This window comes from Nostoc sp. DedVER02 (assembly GCF_034530675.2).
In the GTDB taxonomy this organism is placed as follows: Bacteria; Cyanobacteriota; Cyanobacteriia; order Cyanobacteriales; family Nostocaceae; genus Nostoc.
The window spans coordinates 82,625-101,899 of record NZ_JAVRCP020000011.1 but is presented as its reverse complement, the minus strand read 5'-3'; the positions used below and the strand labels follow the sequence as shown (position 1 = coordinate 101,899).

At 41.1% G+C, this 19,275-nt stretch carries 9 protein-coding genes; 1 reads left to right on the top strand and 8 read right to left on the bottom strand.

Translation table 11 applies throughout. From position 1 onward, the window contains the following. Positions 1-2: 2 nt before the first annotated feature. The 8 genes from RMZ41_RS13700 to RMZ41_RS13665 form a co-directional block, all read right to left on the bottom strand. On the bottom strand, positions 3-5,576 hold the full coding sequence (locus tag RMZ41_RS13700) for a type I polyketide synthase (protein ID WP_322642354.1): 5,574 nt from the start codon (positions 5,574-5,576) through the stop codon (positions 3-5). Positions 5,577-5,749: 173 nt separating this feature from the next. Further along, positions 5,750-6,853 (bottom strand): 2-oxo acid dehydrogenase subunit E2, encoded by a 1,104-nt coding sequence (locus RMZ41_RS13695; RefSeq protein ID WP_322642353.1) that lies wholly within the window; start codon positions 6,851-6,853, stop codon positions 5,750-5,752. Continuing rightward, positions 6,846-7,877, bottom strand: coding sequence for an alpha-ketoacid dehydrogenase subunit beta (locus tag RMZ41_RS13690; RefSeq protein WP_322642352.1), 1,032 nt, complete (start codon positions 7,875-7,877; stop codon positions 6,846-6,848). The genes RMZ41_RS13695 and RMZ41_RS13690 overlap by 8 nt, the downstream gene beginning before the upstream one ends. After that, positions 7,862-8,797: a thiamine pyrophosphate-dependent dehydrogenase E1 component subunit alpha gene (locus RMZ41_RS13685; RefSeq protein WP_322642351.1), complete on the bottom strand. Its 936-nt coding sequence runs from the start codon at positions 8,795-8,797 to the stop codon at positions 7,862-7,864. Before RMZ41_RS13685 ends, RMZ41_RS13690 begins: the two co-directional genes overlap by 16 nt. A gap of 50 nt (positions 8,798-8,847) precedes the next feature. Then, positions 8,848-9,078 (bottom strand): acyl carrier protein, encoded by a 231-nt coding sequence (locus RMZ41_RS13680; RefSeq protein WP_073644287.1) that lies wholly within the window; start codon positions 9,076-9,078, stop codon positions 8,848-8,850. 15 nt (positions 9,079-9,093) lie between these two features. Then, positions 9,094-9,861, bottom strand: coding sequence for a thioesterase II family protein (locus RMZ41_RS13675; RefSeq protein ID WP_322642350.1), 768 nt, complete (start codon positions 9,859-9,861; stop codon positions 9,094-9,096). Between the two features lie 435 nt (positions 9,862-10,296). Next, positions 10,297-15,006, bottom strand: a complete 4,710-nt coding sequence (locus tag RMZ41_RS13670) for a type I polyketide synthase (protein ID WP_322642349.1) — start codon at positions 15,004-15,006, stop codon at positions 10,297-10,299. Positions 15,007-15,083: 77 nt separating this feature from the next. Next, complete coding sequence (locus RMZ41_RS13665; RefSeq protein ID WP_322642348.1) at positions 15,084-16,859, bottom strand: hypothetical protein; 1,776 nt, start codon at positions 16,857-16,859, stop codon at positions 15,084-15,086. Between the two features lie 1,026 nt (positions 16,860-17,885). Here RMZ41_RS13665 and RMZ41_RS13660 point away from each other — a divergent pair. Next, positions 17,886-19,214, top strand: coding sequence for a calcium-binding protein (locus RMZ41_RS13660; protein WP_322642347.1), 1,329 nt, complete (start codon positions 17,886-17,888; stop codon positions 19,212-19,214). The last annotated feature ends 61 nt before the right edge of the window (positions 19,215-19,275 follow it).

Genomic DNA, 19,275 nt, shown 5'->3' with positions numbered 1-19,275 from the left:
CTTCATGACTCATTAAGAGTTGCCAATTCTTGAGCTAGTAAGGCTTCTAGCTCATCTTCGGAAAACTGTGCCAGTTGCTCTACAGCCAAGTTAATCTCGCTGGGAGCAGTGGGTAGTTCCTTTGTTGCGGACGATGGGATTTTGGGAATCACTAACTCAGCTAAATACTCAGACAAGCTTTCTAGGCTGGGATATTCAAAGACGAGGGTTGCAGGTAATGTTACTTTCAACAATTCCATCAGGGCATTTCGTAGTTCCACTGCTGTCAGAGAATCCATACCCATTGTGTTAAAAGGCTTTTTCCCATCTACCTGGGCTGATTTCATCCGCAAGACTTTGGCAACCTCCCCTTGTACGGCTTCAAATATTAAGTCTTTGCGTCTGCTGGGGGGAGCGTTTTCTAAACGTTCGTATAGCTGAGATGCTGGCGAAGATTTGGGTTGACTGACAATATTTGATTGACTGTGGTTAATTTCGGCAGTTAAAGGCAGATTTTGTCCTCTGGGGAAAGCTTGAGTAAACTTGCTCCACTGCACTGGCATGACAGCAACTTGTGCGACATTTTCAGTCAGTAGTTGTTCTAAAATTTTTAAACTTTGTTGCCAATCAATTGTATCTACGCCCCAAGTTGCCCAGCGTCGGACAACAGGATTATCTTGATGCGTCCAAGGTGCCCAGTTAACACTCAGAGCAGGTAAACCTAGAGATTGACGATAGTGGGCTAAAGCATCAACAAAAGCGTTAGCCGCAGCGTAATTACCTTGTCCAGGCGAACCTAGTAGGCATAACGCTGAGGAAAACATGACAAAGAAATCTAAGGGTATTTCCTTGGTAATTATATGAAGATTCCAGGCTCCCGTTACCTTGGGTGCGAGAACTCTGGCAAAGCTCTCTCGTGTTTGGTGCAAGAGAAGGCTGTCTTCATGTATACCTTCGGCATGGATGATACCAGATAGATTTGGCAGTTTGTCTTCAATGTATTGAAGTACATTTGCAACTTGTTCTGACTTGGAGCTACTGAAGTTAAATAATACTACAGTTGGATTAATTGCGTGCATTTGTTTGAGGCGATCGCAAATTTCTAGTGCAGGTTCTCCTTCACCCATCAACACGAGATATTCAGCGCCTTTTTCAATTAGCCAACTGGCAAGATTCACGTGAATATCATCAAAACAGCCTGTAATTAAATACGTGGCGCTAGATTTAATTTTTACAGATTCTATTGAGAATGATGGTTGATAGGGCAACAACCGAGGTACATAGCGTTGTCCAGCCCGGAAAGCCACTTGTTCTTCAGTTGGATGGTTAATTTCAGTCCACAAACTAGATGCTTGCTCGACTAGACTAGTTTCTGGATCTAAATCGATTAATCCTCCCCACAAATCCGGGTGTTCTACAGCTAGGGTTCTTCCCAATCCCCAGAGAGGAGTTTGGGCAATACTCAACTCTCCTGGTTTTAACTCTACGGGTACACAACCCCGTGTGACTAACCATAACTTGGGTTGCTGAGATAATTTGGCGGCGACTAAAGCTTGAAGCAAAGCAGGGAAACTGGCAGAAGTTTTATCTGTTAAAGTCGAATCTATTCCCCACAGATAAATTAGACCACGCCATTCTCGATCTTTTGCACAATTCTCGAACAGTTGTTCAAAGTCTTGACGATGGTATTCCTGACTGGCAAAGACTAACTTGCAAGTTTGCCCAGATTGTTCTATGAACTCGGCTAATTCTACTGCGATCGCACTGTGGTCAGCTAGGATCAGCCAATGCCCGGTTGCAGTAGCTTGGATAGACGACTGTAGGACTTTTGGTTGCCATTGAATTTGATACAGCCAATCATGTAAACTCTTCTGGGCAATGCGCTGTAAAGCTTTTCTAGGCGCACGTTTGAGGTGCATTTTCTCAACTTGGGCTACCACCTCACCAGCCGAATTTACAATGCAGACATCCACATCAAAGGTTTCTGGGTTGGGTGTATTACCAATGTGCAAACGCATATATGACCACAACTCAGTCGTGGGTTGCCCGTAAAAGCACAACTTATCTAAACCAATGGGGATGAACACATCATCTTCACTGGGTAAGTCAGCCAAAAACAACTGCAAGCAAGCATCAAATTGGGCTGGGTGCATATTATAATCACCCGCCTCTGCCATGATGGATACTGGCATTTGAATTTTCGCTAATACTTCGTTCTGGAGTTTCCAGAGTGTTTCTATACCCAAAAAGCTAGAGCCAAATTCTAGTCCGCGTTTGTGTAAGCAAGGATAGAACACTCCACCGGATAGTTCTTGCAGACTGCGTTCTTGTAGTGCTGTGGGTGAGAAATCTGCAATGATTTGGTGTTCTGGTATAGACTCAACTCGCAGTTTACCGGATGCGTGGAGATTCCAAGCGGTTCCGTCTTCTTTTTCCGGGGATGCCAAGCTGAAGATTTGGAAAGTATATCCTTTGTCGTCTGGTGTGAGAAGTAATTGTGTAGTGCGGGTTTCACCCTCTGCCAGTACGAATGCTTCGCGGATAGCAACTTGTTCTAAAACACAAACACCCTTACCAATGACTTCCGTAGCTGCTGCCCAAGCCATCTCTAAATAGGCAACTGTGGGAACTACTACCATACCGTAGATACGGTGATCGTTAATGAAAGGTACATCGGCTGTGCCCAGTTGTCTCTCAAAGATAATTGTGTCAGCTAAGGGCGATCGCAATCGTTGACCGAGTAAAGGATGTAATAATTTTTGCAGGGGCGATCGCTTTTTCTTGCCATCACTCACCCAATAACGCTGTCTTTGCCAAGGATAATTCGGCAAAATCACCTGAAAACGTCGATAATCAGCTTCAAATCCCCACCAATCAATTTCTACTCCAGCCACATACAACTGTGCCAGTGAATCTAACAATTGCTGCCAATCTTCTCTACCTTTACGCAACGAAGCCAGCCATAACCCCTGTTCGTCCAATACTTCTGGACACTCGCGCCGTGCCATTCCCAACAATGTCGGATGGGAACCGACTTCTATAAATACCTCATATCGTGCTTGATACAAGGTCTGCATACTGGCAGCAAATTGCACACTTGCAAGGATATGCTCTACCCAATAAGTTGCATTTGACATTTCCTCATGTCTGACAATCTTACCTGTGACATTGGAAATAATATCTAATTGCGGCTGTTGATATTTTACTGATGCTGCTACTCTGGCAAACTCTATCAGCATTGGCTGCATTAAGGGCGAGTGGAAAGCATGAGATACTTGCAATCTTCTGGTTTCAATACCCTGGCTTTCTAATTTTTGCAGCACTGTTGTGAGTATCTTTAATTCCCCAGATAAAACAATACTGTGTTCGCCATTAATGGCGGCAATACTCAACTGTTGTGGATAGTCAGTAATTAACGGTGTAACTTGCTCTAGTGTGGTGAATACTGCTACCATCCCTCCACCTTGAGGTAGTCCTTGCATTAAAGCAGCACGTTGCACAATTAATTTCAGTGCGTCTTCTAGAGAAAAGATGCCAGCAATGCAAGCAGCGACATACTCACCGACACTGTGACCCAAAACTGCTGTGGGACGGATACCCCAAGATAACCAAAGTTGAGCAAGAGCGTATTCTATGACAAATAATGCAACTTGAGTGTAGGCAGTTTGATCCAGGCGAGTATCTTCTAAATTGTCAGAGAATATCACCTGTAAAATTGATTCACCTAACAACGGTTGCAGTAGGGTATCGCAGTTGTCTAGAGTGTGACGGAAACTAGGCTGACTTTGGTAAAGTTGCTTACTCATATTGCGATACTGTGACCCTTGTCCAGTAAACAGGAAAGCAATTTTTTTAGTTTGCTGGCTAGCCTGTCCGTGATAGATACCGATGACTTCGGTGGTATCGAGGTAGGCTTGCAACTGTTGTTGCATGTGGGCGCTATCTACGGCGATGATTGCAAGGCGATGTGAAAAATGGGTTCTGCCAACTTGTGAGGTGTGGGTGATGTTGCCAAGGAATATATCTGGGTGAGATGAAAAGTATTTGATGTAGCGTTGTGCTAGTTCACTCAAAGCTTGGGGATGTTTGGCCGACAGTGTTAATAGATGTAAAGGACGCTCAATTGTAATTTTTTCTCCCCTGCTCCCCTGCTCCCCTGCTCCCCTGCTCCCCAAACGGTAATCTACGGGTGCAAAACGAGTAACTGGTGCTTCTTCCAGTACCACATGAGCATTTGTCCCACTTGCGCCAAAGGAACTTACTCCAGCAATGCGGCGTTGTTCGTGTGGTAGCCAAGGTGTCAGCTTAGTCGGAACTGCAACTGGTAAATCCTGCCAAGCAATGTGAGGGTTGGGTGTTTGAAAATGCAGATGTGGGGGAATTTCTTGATGCTGTAGCGCTAAAGCTACTTTAATGATGCCAGCTACGCCTGCTGCTGCTTCTGTATGACCAATATTGGTTTTAACAGACCCTAACATTAAGGGTTGATTAGCTGTTTTTTCTTTACCAAACACTGCACCCAAAGCATTTACCTCAATGGGATCTCCCAAAGATGTGCCAGTACCGTGGGTTTCGATGTAGCTAACTTGATGGGGTTCTAGTCCGGCGTTGGCTAATGCTTGTCGTACTACTGCTTGTTGTGCTAATCCGTTGGGTACGGTAAGACCACTGCTAGAACCATCTTGATTGACTGCCGAACCGCGAATCAAAGCTACGATGTTGTTACCGTCGGCTAATGCTTGGGAAAGGCGTTTCAGTACCAAAACACCACAACCTTCGGAACGTCCAAAACCATCCGCACTGCTATCAAAGGTTTTACAACGTCCGTCAGTGGCAATCATCTTGGCTTTACACAGCCTGACGTTCATCTCTGGTATGACAATTAGGTTAACACCGCCGACAATTGCCAAATCACTTTCTTGATTACGCAGACTTTGACAAGCTAAATGAATTGCTACTAAAGATGACGAACAGGCGGTTTCTACTGCTAAACTCGGCCCCTGTAATCCTAAAAAATAAGATAATCTACCAGCCGCAAAGTTAATTGCTCCACCAGAATTTGTATAAGCGTTTATTAATTCATCATCTGCAAGACCAGTTTGCAATTGCAGATAATCTGTAGTGGTAATACCAACAAAAACGCCTGTTTTACTTCTTTGCAATTGATTCAGGGGAATCCCGGCATTTTCCAGCGCTTCCCAGCTAACTTCCAGCATTAACCTCTGCTGGGGGTCGAGAATCTGCGCTTCCCGTGGCGAGATACCGAAAAATTCTGGCTCGAATTTGTCGATTTGACCAATAAAACCACCATATCGGGAATACATTTTGCCTGGTGCATCAGGATTAGGGTCATAATATGCATTAGTATCCCAACGGTCTGGCGGAATTTCGCTAATAGCATCAACACCGTTACGAAGATTTTGCCAAAATGCTTCAGGGTTATCACTTCCACCAGGAAATCGGCAACCCATACCAATAATAGCGATCGGTTCTGCATTTAAGAGTTCGATTCCATCAGTTTTGGCACGCATTTGTTGTACCAAGAGCGCTAGTTTAGTAGCTGAAAGATTCGTGATGCGCTCTGGAAGTTTACCCATAATTATTTCCCCTAGTTTTTACCCTGATGCTGAGATGAAGAATTAAATTAATTGCCGATACACGCAGACAAATATAGATAATAAAACTTCACAAATTAATGTAATATCTCCTCTAACTCTCTTTACTTTGTGCCCTTCGCGCCCTTTGCGGTTCGTTTCTTATTACTTGATACTCAGACACTTGGCTGTTCAAATTTTGTTTTAATACTAGTTAAAAACTGAGCAGCTTCTCGACCATTAATAACTCTATGGTCGTAAGCAAGTCCTAAATTTATATAACTACGATTATTGACATTTTGTTCAGAATCTAAATAAAGTTCTTCTTGGATTCCTCCAAGAGATAACATACAACTTTGAGAAGGCAAAATGATCGGAATTGTTACCAGAGAATCTTTATCCATATTAATAGAAATAGAAATATTGCCCTGATTTAATTCTTCTTCATTAAACTGACCGCGCATAGCTTTCAATCTGAAGTCCATCAATTTATTAGCGATGTCCGTTAGAGATGTTTCACCAACATTTTTAATTACAGGAATAAATAACCCTTTGCCTAAATCAAGGGTAACTCCGATATTAGCCACTTCTCCGAGCATGAATCTATTATCATCAATTAAACTACCAAAGAAAAACGGAAATTCTGATAGTAAAGTAGCTGTGATTTTAATTAATAGTTCTGGCAAGCCGATAATAACGTCATGTTTTGTTCCATAGTCACTTAACATTTGAGTCGCAGCATCGCAGTAGATTTTCATCAACAAAAATGCTTTGGGAATTTGTGTATGTGACTGGGTGACTACGCGGGCGATCGCCATTTGTTGGCGAGATATTTCTAAACCTTTAACTTCATCTCGACTCTGTTCGCTAATTAACTTTTCAATATCTGGCCTTTTAATAATATTTTTACCTAATTTTCTGATATTTTCTTCAGAAATACTATGTTTATCAATTAATTCTTGAGCAGCTTTGGTAATAGTTAAAGATTTATCATCCGTTGTCTTTGCTTTGTTCCCTAAGTTTTTGAGAAAATCTTGTCTTTCTGCTTCAGTTTCAAATAAATATCCAATGACATCTCCAGGTTTGCATTCATCACCAGCTTCAGGTAAGGTATGCAAAATACCCTCTGCTTCACTCTCTAAATCAAAGGCTGCTTTCGATGTTTCAAATACTGCGATCGCTTCTTCTTTATTTACTGGCTTACCTGCATCTAATAGCCAGTATAACAATGTATAGCTTTCATCATTATTATTAAATTTTGGCAGAATTATCTCATACATATAATACGGCTTCCTTGACAGAATTGCAAATATCTTCTTTCTGCACAATTACCTGCTTCTCTAAATGAGCAGAAGAAGGAATAATACTATTTTTTGAGTGAACCAATTTGACAGGATTTTTTAACTTACCCCAAAGGCTGCTGTAGATTTGATGAGCAACTTCACTCCCCCACGTACCGCCAGCTACACTATCTTCCACAATAAAGATATGAGTGCTATCTGCTAATAAATCTATGATGGTTTCTAATTCAAAAGGATATAGTTGACTGGGAACAATAATCTGAGTTTCAATTTCCCAATCAATAAATAATTCCCGCGCCGCAGCTAAACATCTAGGTACTAATCCCCCTGGTGAAATTAGCAAGCAGTTATTTTCTTCAAAACTATCGGCATAAATTCTAGCAAAATTCTTGGCAGAATCCAAAAATTCATAACTAAATAGATCGTCAATCAATCCATCAGTGTAAATTCTTTGAGTATAGAGTACCTTATCTTCAAAAAAGATGCAGGGATAAGTTAAATTAACCAGTTTTTCAAACACTGCAATATTATCATGCAATGGCGATAATTCAAATAAATATAAATTGGGAATACCAACAAAATGCTTTTGCAAACTTTGGCTATGAGTCGGGCCATATCCTCTGTTACCACCCACTGCACAGCGAACAATCATATTTAAATCTAATTTTGTACCATACATTGATACAGATTTGGAGGCAAAGTTTAAAATCTGATCGAATCCCAAAGCAATGAAATCACCAAACATGATTTCGATAATCGGTTTATTGCCACACAAAGCCAAACCACCACCTATCCCTATAATTGCTTCTTCACTGATTGGTGTAGTTAAAACTCTATCTTGATAATTAGAAGATAATCCCTTGCCAACTTTAAATGCTCCTCCATAAGGGTCAAGGATATCTTCACCAATTAAAAAAACTTGAGGATCTACAGCAAATATATGATGTAGTCCACGATTTAAATTTTCAACAACTCGCTCAGTTCTCTTTAGAGTAGTTTCCATTGTACCAATTCTCTAGATTCAATATCTCTAATCAAGCTACTTATTTCAGTTTTAACTTTTAGCTCTATCCGCTCAAATTGGTCGGAATATTGCTGCTGATAAACTGAATACCAATCCCATTTTTGAATTCTTTCTAATTCTTGGATATCTCGTGTATCGTCACCTTTACTATGGGGCCCGACTCGATTAGTATCAAATTCAATTACTAAGGGCAAAGATTTAGTTCTAGCAGCTTGAATGTGAGGGCTAATCAACGTCCTAATCTCATTAATATCTATTGAGTCTACTTTTAAATAATTAATTCCAAAACCTTGCACACGGTCTGCAATTGTGCCTGCCATTTGCAGGTGAGTAGGAGTAGACTGAGCTATTTTGTTGTTTTCTACAATTACTAAAACAGGTAAACCCCACAATTGGGCAATGTTTAAGGCTTCGTAAACTCCTCCTTCACCCCAAGTACCATCGCCAATATGAACTACAGCCATCCCGAAGTTACCTTGGCGACGTAAATGTAAGGCTATCCCAGTAGCTACAGGCAAACTTTCACCTTGAATTCCTGTAGATAAATAATTTTTTCTGTAGATGTGCTGACTTCCACCTACACCATGACAAACTGCACCTTCTTTGCCCATAATTTCTGCTAACAAGCCTTCGGGATCTTCAAATCTTGCGAGGTAATGGCCATGTCCGCGATGGTTGCTGAGGATGAAGTCACTATCAGTTAAAACTGTTTTGAGTGCTACAGGGATGTATTCTTGACCGAGGCAAGTATGGGTTGTACCGTTTAATTTACCACTGGAAAATAGCTCTAAAAGTGATAATTCAAAGTGGCGAATCATCAGTATGATTGCTAAGTCATCATCTGAAATTGGAGTCAGTTTTTGAGTTTCTTGGATTGGAGGGAGAGTATCAAGTTTCATGGTTAATGCTGGGATGTAGAAAAAGCTCACGCAGAAGGTAATTTTAGAGGTTAGGATTCGACCCCTTTTTGAAGTAGAATTTGGCGAGCGTCTGCGAAGGATTTTACAGATTTCACATCGTCAACTGTAAAGACTATATCGTAGGCTTCTTCTATAGCCATTACTAATTTCATGTGCGCCATACTGTTCCAATTTTTGAGAGTATTGGGGCTGAGTTGATCTGTGATTTCTAAAGGGGAGATGTTTAATACATCTGAGAAAATTTCTGTTAGGGTTTCCAAAGCTACCTCCGGGAGTTAAATTGTTAAGGTTTTTACTAGTTGCTCAGATATAGCTTTCAGTATTTCTTGTTTTTTATAATTAATGAAAAAATGCTCTCCCTCAATCATCTGTAAGGTAAACTTTCCAGATGTTTGGTTTTGCCATGCAGCAATATCTTCTATATTTACCATTTCGTCTTGCAGTCCACCAAAGGCGGAAATGGAACAATTTAATGGTAAGTCAGGAGTATACTCATAAGTTTCAATAATTGCAAAGTCTGCTTTAAGAATTGGTAGAAATAACTGCATTATTTCTTGGTTATTTAAAATTTCTTTGGGGATGGCTTTGTAGCGCTTGTTGATTTCATCGATAAATAAGTTATCTGGTAAATGATGTGTGGGTTTGAGAAAACATGGAGTTTGTGGAGCGCGGCTACCAGAAACAAATAAATGCCTGGGTTCTAAATTATGTTGTCTGCTAAGGTGACGAGCCGCTTCAAAACACAGCAATGCTCCCATGCTATGACCATAAAAAACAAATGGCATATCCAGGTAGGGTAATAACCCTGGAACCATTGCTTCTATTAAGGTAATAAGATGGGAAAATGGCTTTTCTTTGATGCGAGTATCGTGTCCTGGAAGCAAAACTTGGCATATTTCTACATCTGAAGGTAAACCGTTAACCCAATCTCGAAATAATGAAGTACCACCCCCAGCATAAGGAAAGCAAAAGAAGCGAAGTTTAGCTTTTGGATTGAGTTTTGGTGAAAAAATCCAAGTGTTAAGTTCTTTAGTAGCAGTCATTGCTGAAATAAAACTTTTGAGAGAATATTTGATTATTACTGAATTTGGGATCTTAGATTTAAAATTCCAAACTTGAAATATCAAAAGTCTGAAAAAAGCCCCAATTTATCCTAGTAAAACACTGCCCTAACAGGTATGGGGTAAATCTAAAATCCAAGATTGTTTAGGCTTTGACTGTATTCATTCGCTTTTCCATTTTTTTCATTTCTTTTCGTTCAAGAAAAGAATCCCGAGGCATCAAAATAAAGTAAATTAACATGATGGAAGTTAAGCCTACTTCATTATATGTTCTAAAGAGCAGGTATAAACCTGTAATCAAAATTGAAACAATGAAAAATGTGCTGAGAATCGTTAATATTTTTTTGATTCCTGACATTTGAGAGATGTTATCTAAAACGGTGTAAATGATAGACATTGCTTTTTATCCTGAAAAAACTAGTTCAAAAATAACTGTGTTGCTGCGTCTTCGGAAAGCGATTCTATTTGCAAGAAAAGCTCATCTAAGCTATTGCTTTGATTTTGTGATGTTAACTGTGTAGATGTATCTTGAGTTGTTTCAAGATATTGATGGAAAATTGGAGCTAGTACTTCTTGTGTTAGATAGTTAGCTAGCATTTCAATGTTGGGATAATCAAAAGCTAGGGTTGAAGGTAGGGGATGGTTTAAACTTGCTTCTAGCCGATTTTTTAGTTGGATAGACATGAGAGAATCCATCCCCATTTGGAAAAATCCTTGCTGGTTTTCGGGAGGATTTTCTGGGTCAAGATCCAAAATCTCACTCACTATCATTTGCAGATGAGTGATGAGTAAGTTGTGGCGATCGCCTGCTAAACTCTTCTCTAACTGCAACAATAGCTCTGACTGGGTTACAGTGCTATTTTCTTGTTTTTTCTGCGGTTGTCCCAACTCTTCTAGTAGCGGTCTGTGTCGTCTGACTTCAAATGTGGGTTTAAAGATACTCCAGTCAACGTCTGCGACTGTTTTTTGTACTACACCTGATTGCAAACATAACTTCAACGCTTCTAGGGTTTGTGTGACAGCCATCGGTTTTAACCCGACACGCGACCACAGACTTTGGACTTCAGCTGCAACAACATTTATCTCATCCCAACTACCCCAGTTAACACTCAATGCTGGTAAGTTGTTTCCTTGGCGATAATGAGCCAAAATATCCAAAAAGTGGTTTGCTGAAGCATAAGGCGCAAGTCCGCTAGAACCCCAGATGGCGGCGGCTGAGGAAAACAAAATCAAAAAGTCTAGTTGGAGATTTTGAGTCAATTGATGCAATATCCAAGTACCGCTAACTTTGGCTGCTAAGACGTTTTGATATGTGCTTAGACTCATCTCTACCAAGCTTTGAGGAATAGAAATCCCCGCCGCATGAATGATGCCACGCCAGTGAGTATTGCTGGCAAATACAGCTTGCATCTGGCTAAAGTTGCTGACATCCGCTTGCACAACGTTGACTGTTGCACCTTGGGATTCTAATGTTTGAATGGCTGTAATTGCCTTTTTGTGCTTGTCACCTGGCGGTAAAGTATCCCATAAAGAACGCTCTGGCAGTCCTTGTCTGCCGGTGAGAACTAGGTGTCTTGCACCTTTGGCGACTAACCAAGCTGCCAGCTTTAAACCTAGTCCTCCTAAACCACCTGTAATTAAGTAAGTGCCGTCGGCATTAAATTCTGTTAACGGCTTCAATGCCTTGGGCACGGTACCGGTGACGAGACGTGCAACATATCTTTGACCATCACACCAAGCAATTTGATCCTCTCCGTCGGCTGTTTGAATTTCTGCCAACAGTATGGCTGCTTGGTCTGAGGCGGTCTTATCAAGGTCAACTAAACCACCCCACAGTTCTGGGTGTTCAAGTGCTATCACCCTTCCCAGTCCCCATAAAAGTGATTGGGGTAGCGCCTGAGAATTGAGAGAATATTTCACTGGTTGGGTGTTTTGCGTGACTAACCATAAATGCGGCCAGTCTGACGGGGGATTTTTCACCAAGGCTTGAATTAAGTGCAGCACGCTACCGCAGAGTAACTTTTCGGCATCTTGCAAGGATGTTTCGGTGACTTGTGCGGAAGCATTATCCAGGCTCCACAAATGCACGATTCCCCGCAGAGGTAGCTGACTACTTGCCTTTGCATCTTTGATTAGTTGCTGCAAATCTTCGGGATCGCTAGGATTGATTGTGAAATATCCTTGTGAAGATTGGCTGTAACTATTTCCAGGTATCACAAAGTGACAAGTTGCACCTTGCGCCTGTAATTGAGATGCTAAGGCAATACCCAAGCCTTGAGTATCGCCAAAAATCAACCACAAACTATCTTGGCTATTTTTACTAGTGGAATTTTGTTGTGGTTTTAACCGCCAAGTTAGATCATAGAACAAATCGGTGCATTCTTCTGATATTGCAGATTTATGCGTTTCTTCTGGAGGTAGCGTTTTACGAGCAATTTTTCTATCTAACCAGTATCGCTGACGTTGCCAGGGATAAGTGGGTAGTTGAATGTGCTTTCCGCTGTCGGGATAGAGTTTGCGCCAATTTACAGGATATCCCGCAGTATACATCACACCAAGAGAATTGAGCATCACAGCTAATTCATCTTCGTTGCGTTTGAGGGAAGGAAGTACAACACCTTGGCGATCGCTATACTGGAGTCCTTGCTCAATGGCTGTGGTTAAAATGGGATGCGGGCTAATTTCGAGAAAAACTTCATATCCTTCAGCTATCAAGCTTTGAATAGCCGTCGAGAACAATACAGGCTCCCGCAAGTTCTTTACCCAATAGGTTGTATCTAAATCTAAACCATCAATTAATTTACCCGTAACTGTGGAATAGATGGGGATAGTTGCTGCTTGGGGTTGAATTCCTTGTAAAAGTTGCCGCAGTTCTTCTTGTAATGGTTCCATTTGCGGACTGTGGGAAGCGACATCCACTTTCACTAAACGGCAAAAAATATTTTTGGCTTGTAAATTCGCCAGAATACTTTCTATCGCTTTGGGGTCGCCTGATAACACAGTAGATGTCGGGCCATTGCTCACGGCTACAGATACGCAGTTTTCATAGCCAACTATCACCTTTTGGGCTTGTTCCAAAGATAAACCAACCACAGCCATTGCACCCTGACCACTGACCCGTTTGATTACTTGGCTGCGCTTACAGATAATCTTGGCGGCATCGTCTAAATTTAAGATACCTGCAATATAAGCTGCTGCTACTTCTCCCATGCTGTGACCAACCACAGCCCCAGGTTTAATTCCCCATGATTGCCAAAGCGTTGCTAAGGCTATCTCAACGGCAAATAAGGTCGGTTGGATAACATCAATTTCTGTTAAACGCGAATCAGCTTCATCAACTATCAATTGTTCAAGCAATGACCAATTTGTATACTGACTGATAGCTTCGTCACACTGAACTATAACAGCTTTAAATACAGATTCTTGCTGTAATAACTTGCGCCCCATACCCAACCACTGAGAACCTTGTCCAGGGAAGATAAAAATCGGTAGATGCTGACGATCTGGAGTTTGGATACCCGTTGTAATCTGGGAATGTAGTTCTCCCTGGAGATATGTTTCTAGTAATTGTGATAGTTCATTGCGCGAACGAGTTAACAAGCTCAGGCGGTGAGTATGATGACTGCGGCGGACGCTGGCAGTATAACAAATGTCTCGTAGAGTTTCTCCTTGAGTGCTAAGAAAGCCTTGATATGACTTTGCTAAACACTTTAAAGCTTCTGAACCCCTGGCTGAAATAGGCAATAAATAATACCTATCTCCCTCATCACCCTTATCGCCCTTATCCCCCGTTGGCGCTTCCTCAAGAATCGCATGGGCATTAGTCCCTCCCAGCCCAAGGGCTGTCACTCCAGCGCGGCGAGGCGTTTGATTGGTTTGCCAAGGTGAGAGTTTTGTATTGACGTAAAAGGGACTACTGGCGAAGTCAATGCGGGGATTTGGTTGGTTAAAGTTAATACTGGGTGGTATCTGCTGGTGTTTCAAAGCCAGAATCAGTTTGATTAGTCCAGCCATACCCGATGCTACATCCAAATGGCCGATATTTGGCTTGACCGAACCGATGGCTACGCCCGCCGCAGGCATCGCACAAAATCCCTGTTTTTGAGTTTGCGTGTGAAATGCCTGGGTTAAGGCATCGATTTCGATGGGGTCGCCAATGGGTGTACCGGTGCCGTGAGCTTCGATGTATGAGATGGTTTCAGGACTAATTTCAGCTTTGGATAGAGCATCAATGATGGCGTTTTTCTGTCCGATTACCCCTGGTGCAGTGTAACTAGTTTTGATGGCACCATCATTGTTAATTGCTGTTGCCCGAATGATAGCGTGAATGCGATCGCCATCTTCTAAAGCATTCGCTAACTTCTTCAAAACGACAATCCCGCCACCGCTACCGAAAACAGTCCCCCCAGCCTCGGCATCAAAAGCACGGCAATGTCCATCAGGAGAAACAATACCACCACCGCGATAGTAATAACCAGCACGATGAGGTACTCTGACGGAAATTGCTCCAGCCAAAGCCATATTGCAGTCGCCATTCAACAAGCCTTGACAAGCTAAATGTACTGCAACTAAGGAAGTGGAACAAGCCGTTTGGACTGTGATGCTAGGCCCTCTCAAATTTAATCTGTAAGATACGCGACTGGTGAGAAAGTCTTTGTCACTACCAACGAAGGTTTCCAGGAAGCTTTCAAAATCAAGTTTAGGACGCAAGCGATCGCTTAAAATACAATCCAATATGTAAGTATTAATACTCGCACCTGCATAAAAACCGATGGGATGTTCATAGTTCTCAGAGTCACACCCAGCATCTTCGAGGGCTTCCCAAGCACACTCTAGAAATACACGATGTTGAGGATCGATGAGTTTGGCTTCTCTAGGTGAATAGCCAAAGAATCCGGCATCGAAGTATTCCACATTGTCAATCATCGGACTGGCTTTGACATACTTGGGATCGTTAAGGGTAGAAGCATCTACACCTTCTGCCGTTAGTTCCTCATCGCTAAAAAATGAAATACATTCAACCCCATTTTTGAGATTTTGCCAGTATTCATCCAGGTTGTTTGCTTTGGGAAAACGCCCTGACATCCCGATAATGGCGATCGCTTTTTCGTTGAAGTTATTAGACAACTCTAATCCACCTACTTGATTTTGCAGTATGACCTGATGAACTCTTCGTATCCTTTGGAGTTCGTATTTCCAACAATTTAGTCAGAACGTAATTCACCACTCCCCACTTCCATAGGGACAAATAAATTAAGACTAACTGTAGCCAAATCATTGGCTGGAAACTTGGCTTGGTAGCGGGGATCGGGAGTTAATCCAGCTAATTTTGCCGCAGCAATGAATTGATTCAGTTCAATTGGATATTGATCTGTATAACCATGAGTTGCATCATAAGCTGTGGCTAAGGTATACCCAATATTGGCTGCTGCTAGGGCTGGCGGAATCGTATGTAAGTCTAAAACTAACAAACCAAATCGCCCAATATGTGGTTTCCAACGCTGGAAATGCTCTAATAAATTTTGTAAGAGTTCATCTGCTGTAATCATTCGACCCCTACATACAAAAGCTCCTGTAGAACTCAATTCACAGCCCATATTTCCCAGTCTGGGAGTGATAAAAGGACGGTTGTGATCTAAAAACGATCTGACATGGAGAAACTCGTCAGATGGTATTCCATGTTTGGCGAGTATTGCTTTTGCCAAGTCGTCTGGGTCGTTAATATCACCAAAGATGACGCTTATCGGCGACTGCAAATCCTTGAGTCTTTTGTAAGTAGCTTCACGAGAGGCTTGATTATAGTCAGCACAGACCATAATCAAGGGATACTCATTGAGAAATTTCCCTCTAAGAGCCTGATTTTGAATGACGTGATAGATATGCTCTATAAATGTACCATCCCCACAACCCATATCTACAATTCCTTTGGGTTGTTCATGAATCGGACGGTTAAAGATATCTCTAATAATCGCGTCAACTTTCTGGAAGTAGGTCTGATGAGCTAGTCCGCTACCCCAAATATTTACTGGACGATTCACATGGGTTTCATGTCCATCAGTATCTCGTCCCCATAAAATAGTGGGATTGCCAAATAATAGTTCAGGAATCTTCTCAAAGGTTGGTAAATAAGAAACCGTGACTCCGTAGGCGTAAGCTCTAGAAATCGCATATAACCCTGTACGGATGAACTGAACTTGACGGTCTTGAATTACAACCCAGCCCTGTAAAGCCAGGATTTCAAAAGCTTCAAGTAAATGTTTTTGATTACCTGTTAACTGCTCAATATCAAGTGTGTGTGTTTTGGGATCGATTTGCTCAAATACATTAGCCATTGCTAAAGATACCATTGTTGGGCCTACCAATAAGCCATTGAGATGGTGCAATATCTGACAACATACATACTGATAATCTTCATCTGTACTTTCTACCAAGTCCCACTGTCTTTTAGCTCTTGCTAGCAGAGAGGAGAAATTCATGCCGTCAGCTAATTTAGACTGCAACGACAAAGTTAAATCTCCAAAAAGATAGTCATTGATATTAATCAGGGTAGGTAAAAAAGCAACAAACTCTTTATAAATTGATGACAGTCCTAACGCTATGCTGCCTCTGCGAGTCAAGGTGTAAAAGATTTCTCCCTCTATTTCTTGATACTTCATCCATCCTTGCGACACCATTAACCGCAAAGCAACATTCAAATAGCCTATATTTCCCGGAAAATATTTCAGAACTAGATTCAGGGGTACGACTTTTCCTTCTTCAAACAAGAAGAAAACTCCCCTTTCCTGTAAAGCATTTGTAGTTGGGCCTATGGCAATCCCATCTAGATGTAGAAAGATTGTTCGTCGAACTGAGAGACGTTCTTTTCTTTCTTCGCTGTCTCCATCTGACAAATCAGGAATATTTTTCGGTCTAAACAATTTGTCGAGGATATCGCTTCTGGTATAAACTGCACAGCTAAAAATCTTGTCTCTTAATTGCATAAGTCTTTATATACCTAAAAGCAACTATGCGTAACTGATCTTGCCTAAATCTAACAAGAGTTCTAAGTATTTTAACTAATTTAATGGACTAACTAAATTAGCAAAAACCTAAATCCAAAAGCATTTCTGCAATAGAACATAATGGTTGAAGTTCCTTGCAGTTTTCGGTGCTATTACTCAGACTATGCACAGAAACATACGTGTGAACAAAGTCCACAAGCGATATGATTTGGCTAATCAAAAATTCCAATTTTGAAGATTACTGAAATACAGGCTTTATGCTCGGTTAATTAAAGGAGTCTAACTCTATAGCTTATCCTAAATATCTTGAGTTCAATACCTTTGCTTAAAGCACATTTTAGTTTTGAATGACTTTTCCCAAGCGGTTTTCATGAATTCCCTTTATCGTTAAGCTAACTTAAGCTACCTACATCTTGCAGGTATTTTTAGACTGAGAATGAATTGCTGTTGCTGACTACATCAAGTCGATTCTTAATGCAATTTTTATGGTTAGCTGTGGAACTTATCCACTTTATCCAAGCAAGTTACACCATTCGTAAAAATTATACACACATAATGATAGAGGAATTTTATATTTTTTATAATTTTATCTTTATATAAGAAAATTTAATCATGTTTTTATTTTAAACTCTATATTTTAATAATATTCAAAATTAATAATTACATAAACAAAATTTAATCCTTTTTTATGAAGGTTTCATATATGCAAATAAATCAACAGTTATTCAATCAAAATTAACCTGTTGATAAACAAAGTTTAATTTTTTATAAATACATTTATTTATATGATTCTGAGAAGAATCTTAAAAACGTTGCACTTCATGCAAAAACTTTTCTGAGATTCGTGTAACTATATCAGTTGCAAAATTTGACCAGATATTTTCCATATACAGCCCAGCTAAAGCTTATCAACAGAGTTATTAATAACTTGTTGAGTTTTAGCTGTAAGACCTGTTGCTGTTTTTTCATAGTTTATAAAACTCTCAGAAATACCTAACCAAAAATATGTCAAGACCATTGCCTCATCTTTTTGATTCCAACATCCTTGATGGTCAAAATAGTCTGCTAAATATTTATTATCAAGTCACAGGATTGCACATCCCAAGTTCAGTACTTGTAGGTACAGTGAGTAATGACCTACTTAATGGTAGTAATGGCAATGATCTAATAGTCGGTGGACTGGGTAACGATTTTATTGTTGGTTCTTTAGGTCAAGATGTTCTCTTTGGCGGAGCCGGTAATGATTTCTTTTTACGTTTACCTAACGATGAAGACGATTTTGTATCTGGGGGTAGTGGTAATGACCTTGTAGGTGGGGGTGGTGGTGACGACATCCTGTTGGGTGGATCGGGTAATGATGGTCTATTTGGTGCTGCTGACGACGATCTACTCTATGGTGGTGCTGGTAACGATGTACTTTTTGGTGCAGAAGGGCGCGATCGCTTTGTAGCTAAAGCAGGTGAGGGGGTAGACTCTTTTGTTGACTTTAACCCTACCGATGACTTCATTGGTTTAGCTGGTGGCTTAACTTTCAATCAGATCAAGATAGAGGCGGTTGGCCCTAGCTCCTTGATTTCTGTGGCTGCAACAGGTGAGTTATTGGCGCTTGTAGCTTTTGTTAGTCCCGATCAGTTTACATCAGCTAATTTTGTACAAGTTAGCAATGCCGAACTGCACTCTCAACACGAATCACCACTTTCACAAGACATTCCTAGCGTTGGCGTTGCAAACCCGCAAACCGTTGGTACAGATGGTAGTGATTTTCTCAACGGAGGTTTTGGTAACGATATTATCCGAGGCGGACTGAGCAATGATGTGATCAACGGTGGAACAGGTAGCGATCGCTTATTTGGTGACGAAGGCGGTGATTTTATTAATGGTGATCTCGGTAACGATTATGTAAATGGTGGTGTTGGGGGTGATTTCCTCAATGGTGGTTGGGATAACGATACTATTGTTGGAGATACCGGAGATGACCTACTCAATGGTGGTCTTGGCAATGACCAACTATTTGCAGGTGCAGATAACGATGTTCTCAACGGCGATGAAGGTAATGATTTACTTGATGGTGGTTTAGGTTTTAACCTGCTTAGTGGAGGATCTGGACATGATACTTTTATTTTAGGTAGAGGTGCTAGATTTGACCAAATCTTTGACTTTCAGAAAGGAGTAGATCACATTAAGTTACCCGATCAAATTAGCTTCGGACAACTGTCCTTTATTCAAACTGGTGGTAACGTTTTAATTGCGATCGCTGGTAGCAGTGAACCACCTTTAGCGGTTGTTGATCGTATTCAAGCTAGTAGTCTGACAGCAACAGATTTCATCGCATAGTTGATCTATCTTTTTACACTAACAGGTACTGTATTGAATGGCACTAAGTTAAGCTGAAGGG

Coding starts and splice junctions, on each gene's coding strand:
- RMZ41_RS13700 (WP_322642354.1), bottom strand. CDS start 5,576: ATGGGTAAACTTCCAGAGCGCATCACGAATCTTTCAGCTACTAAACTA.
- RMZ41_RS13695 (WP_322642353.1), bottom strand. CDS start 6,853: ATGTATGAGATAATTCTGCCAAAATTTAATAATAATGATGAAAGCTAT.
- RMZ41_RS13690 (WP_322642352.1), bottom strand. CDS start 7,877: ATGGAAACTACTCTAAAGAGAACTGAGCGAGTTGTTGAAAATTTAAAT.
- RMZ41_RS13685 (WP_322642351.1), bottom strand. CDS start 8,797: ATGAAACTTGATACTCTCCCTCCAATCCAAGAAACTCAAAAACTGACT.
- RMZ41_RS13675 (WP_322642350.1), bottom strand. CDS start 9,861: ATGACTGCTACTAAAGAACTTAACACTTGGATTTTTTCACCAAAACTC.
- RMZ41_RS13665 (WP_322642348.1), bottom strand. CDS start 16,859: ATGCAATTAAGAGACAAGATTTTTAGCTGTGCAGTTTATACCAGAAGC.
- RMZ41_RS13660 (WP_322642347.1), top strand. CDS start 17,886: ATGTCAAGACCATTGCCTCATCTTTTTGATTCCAACATCCTTGATGGT.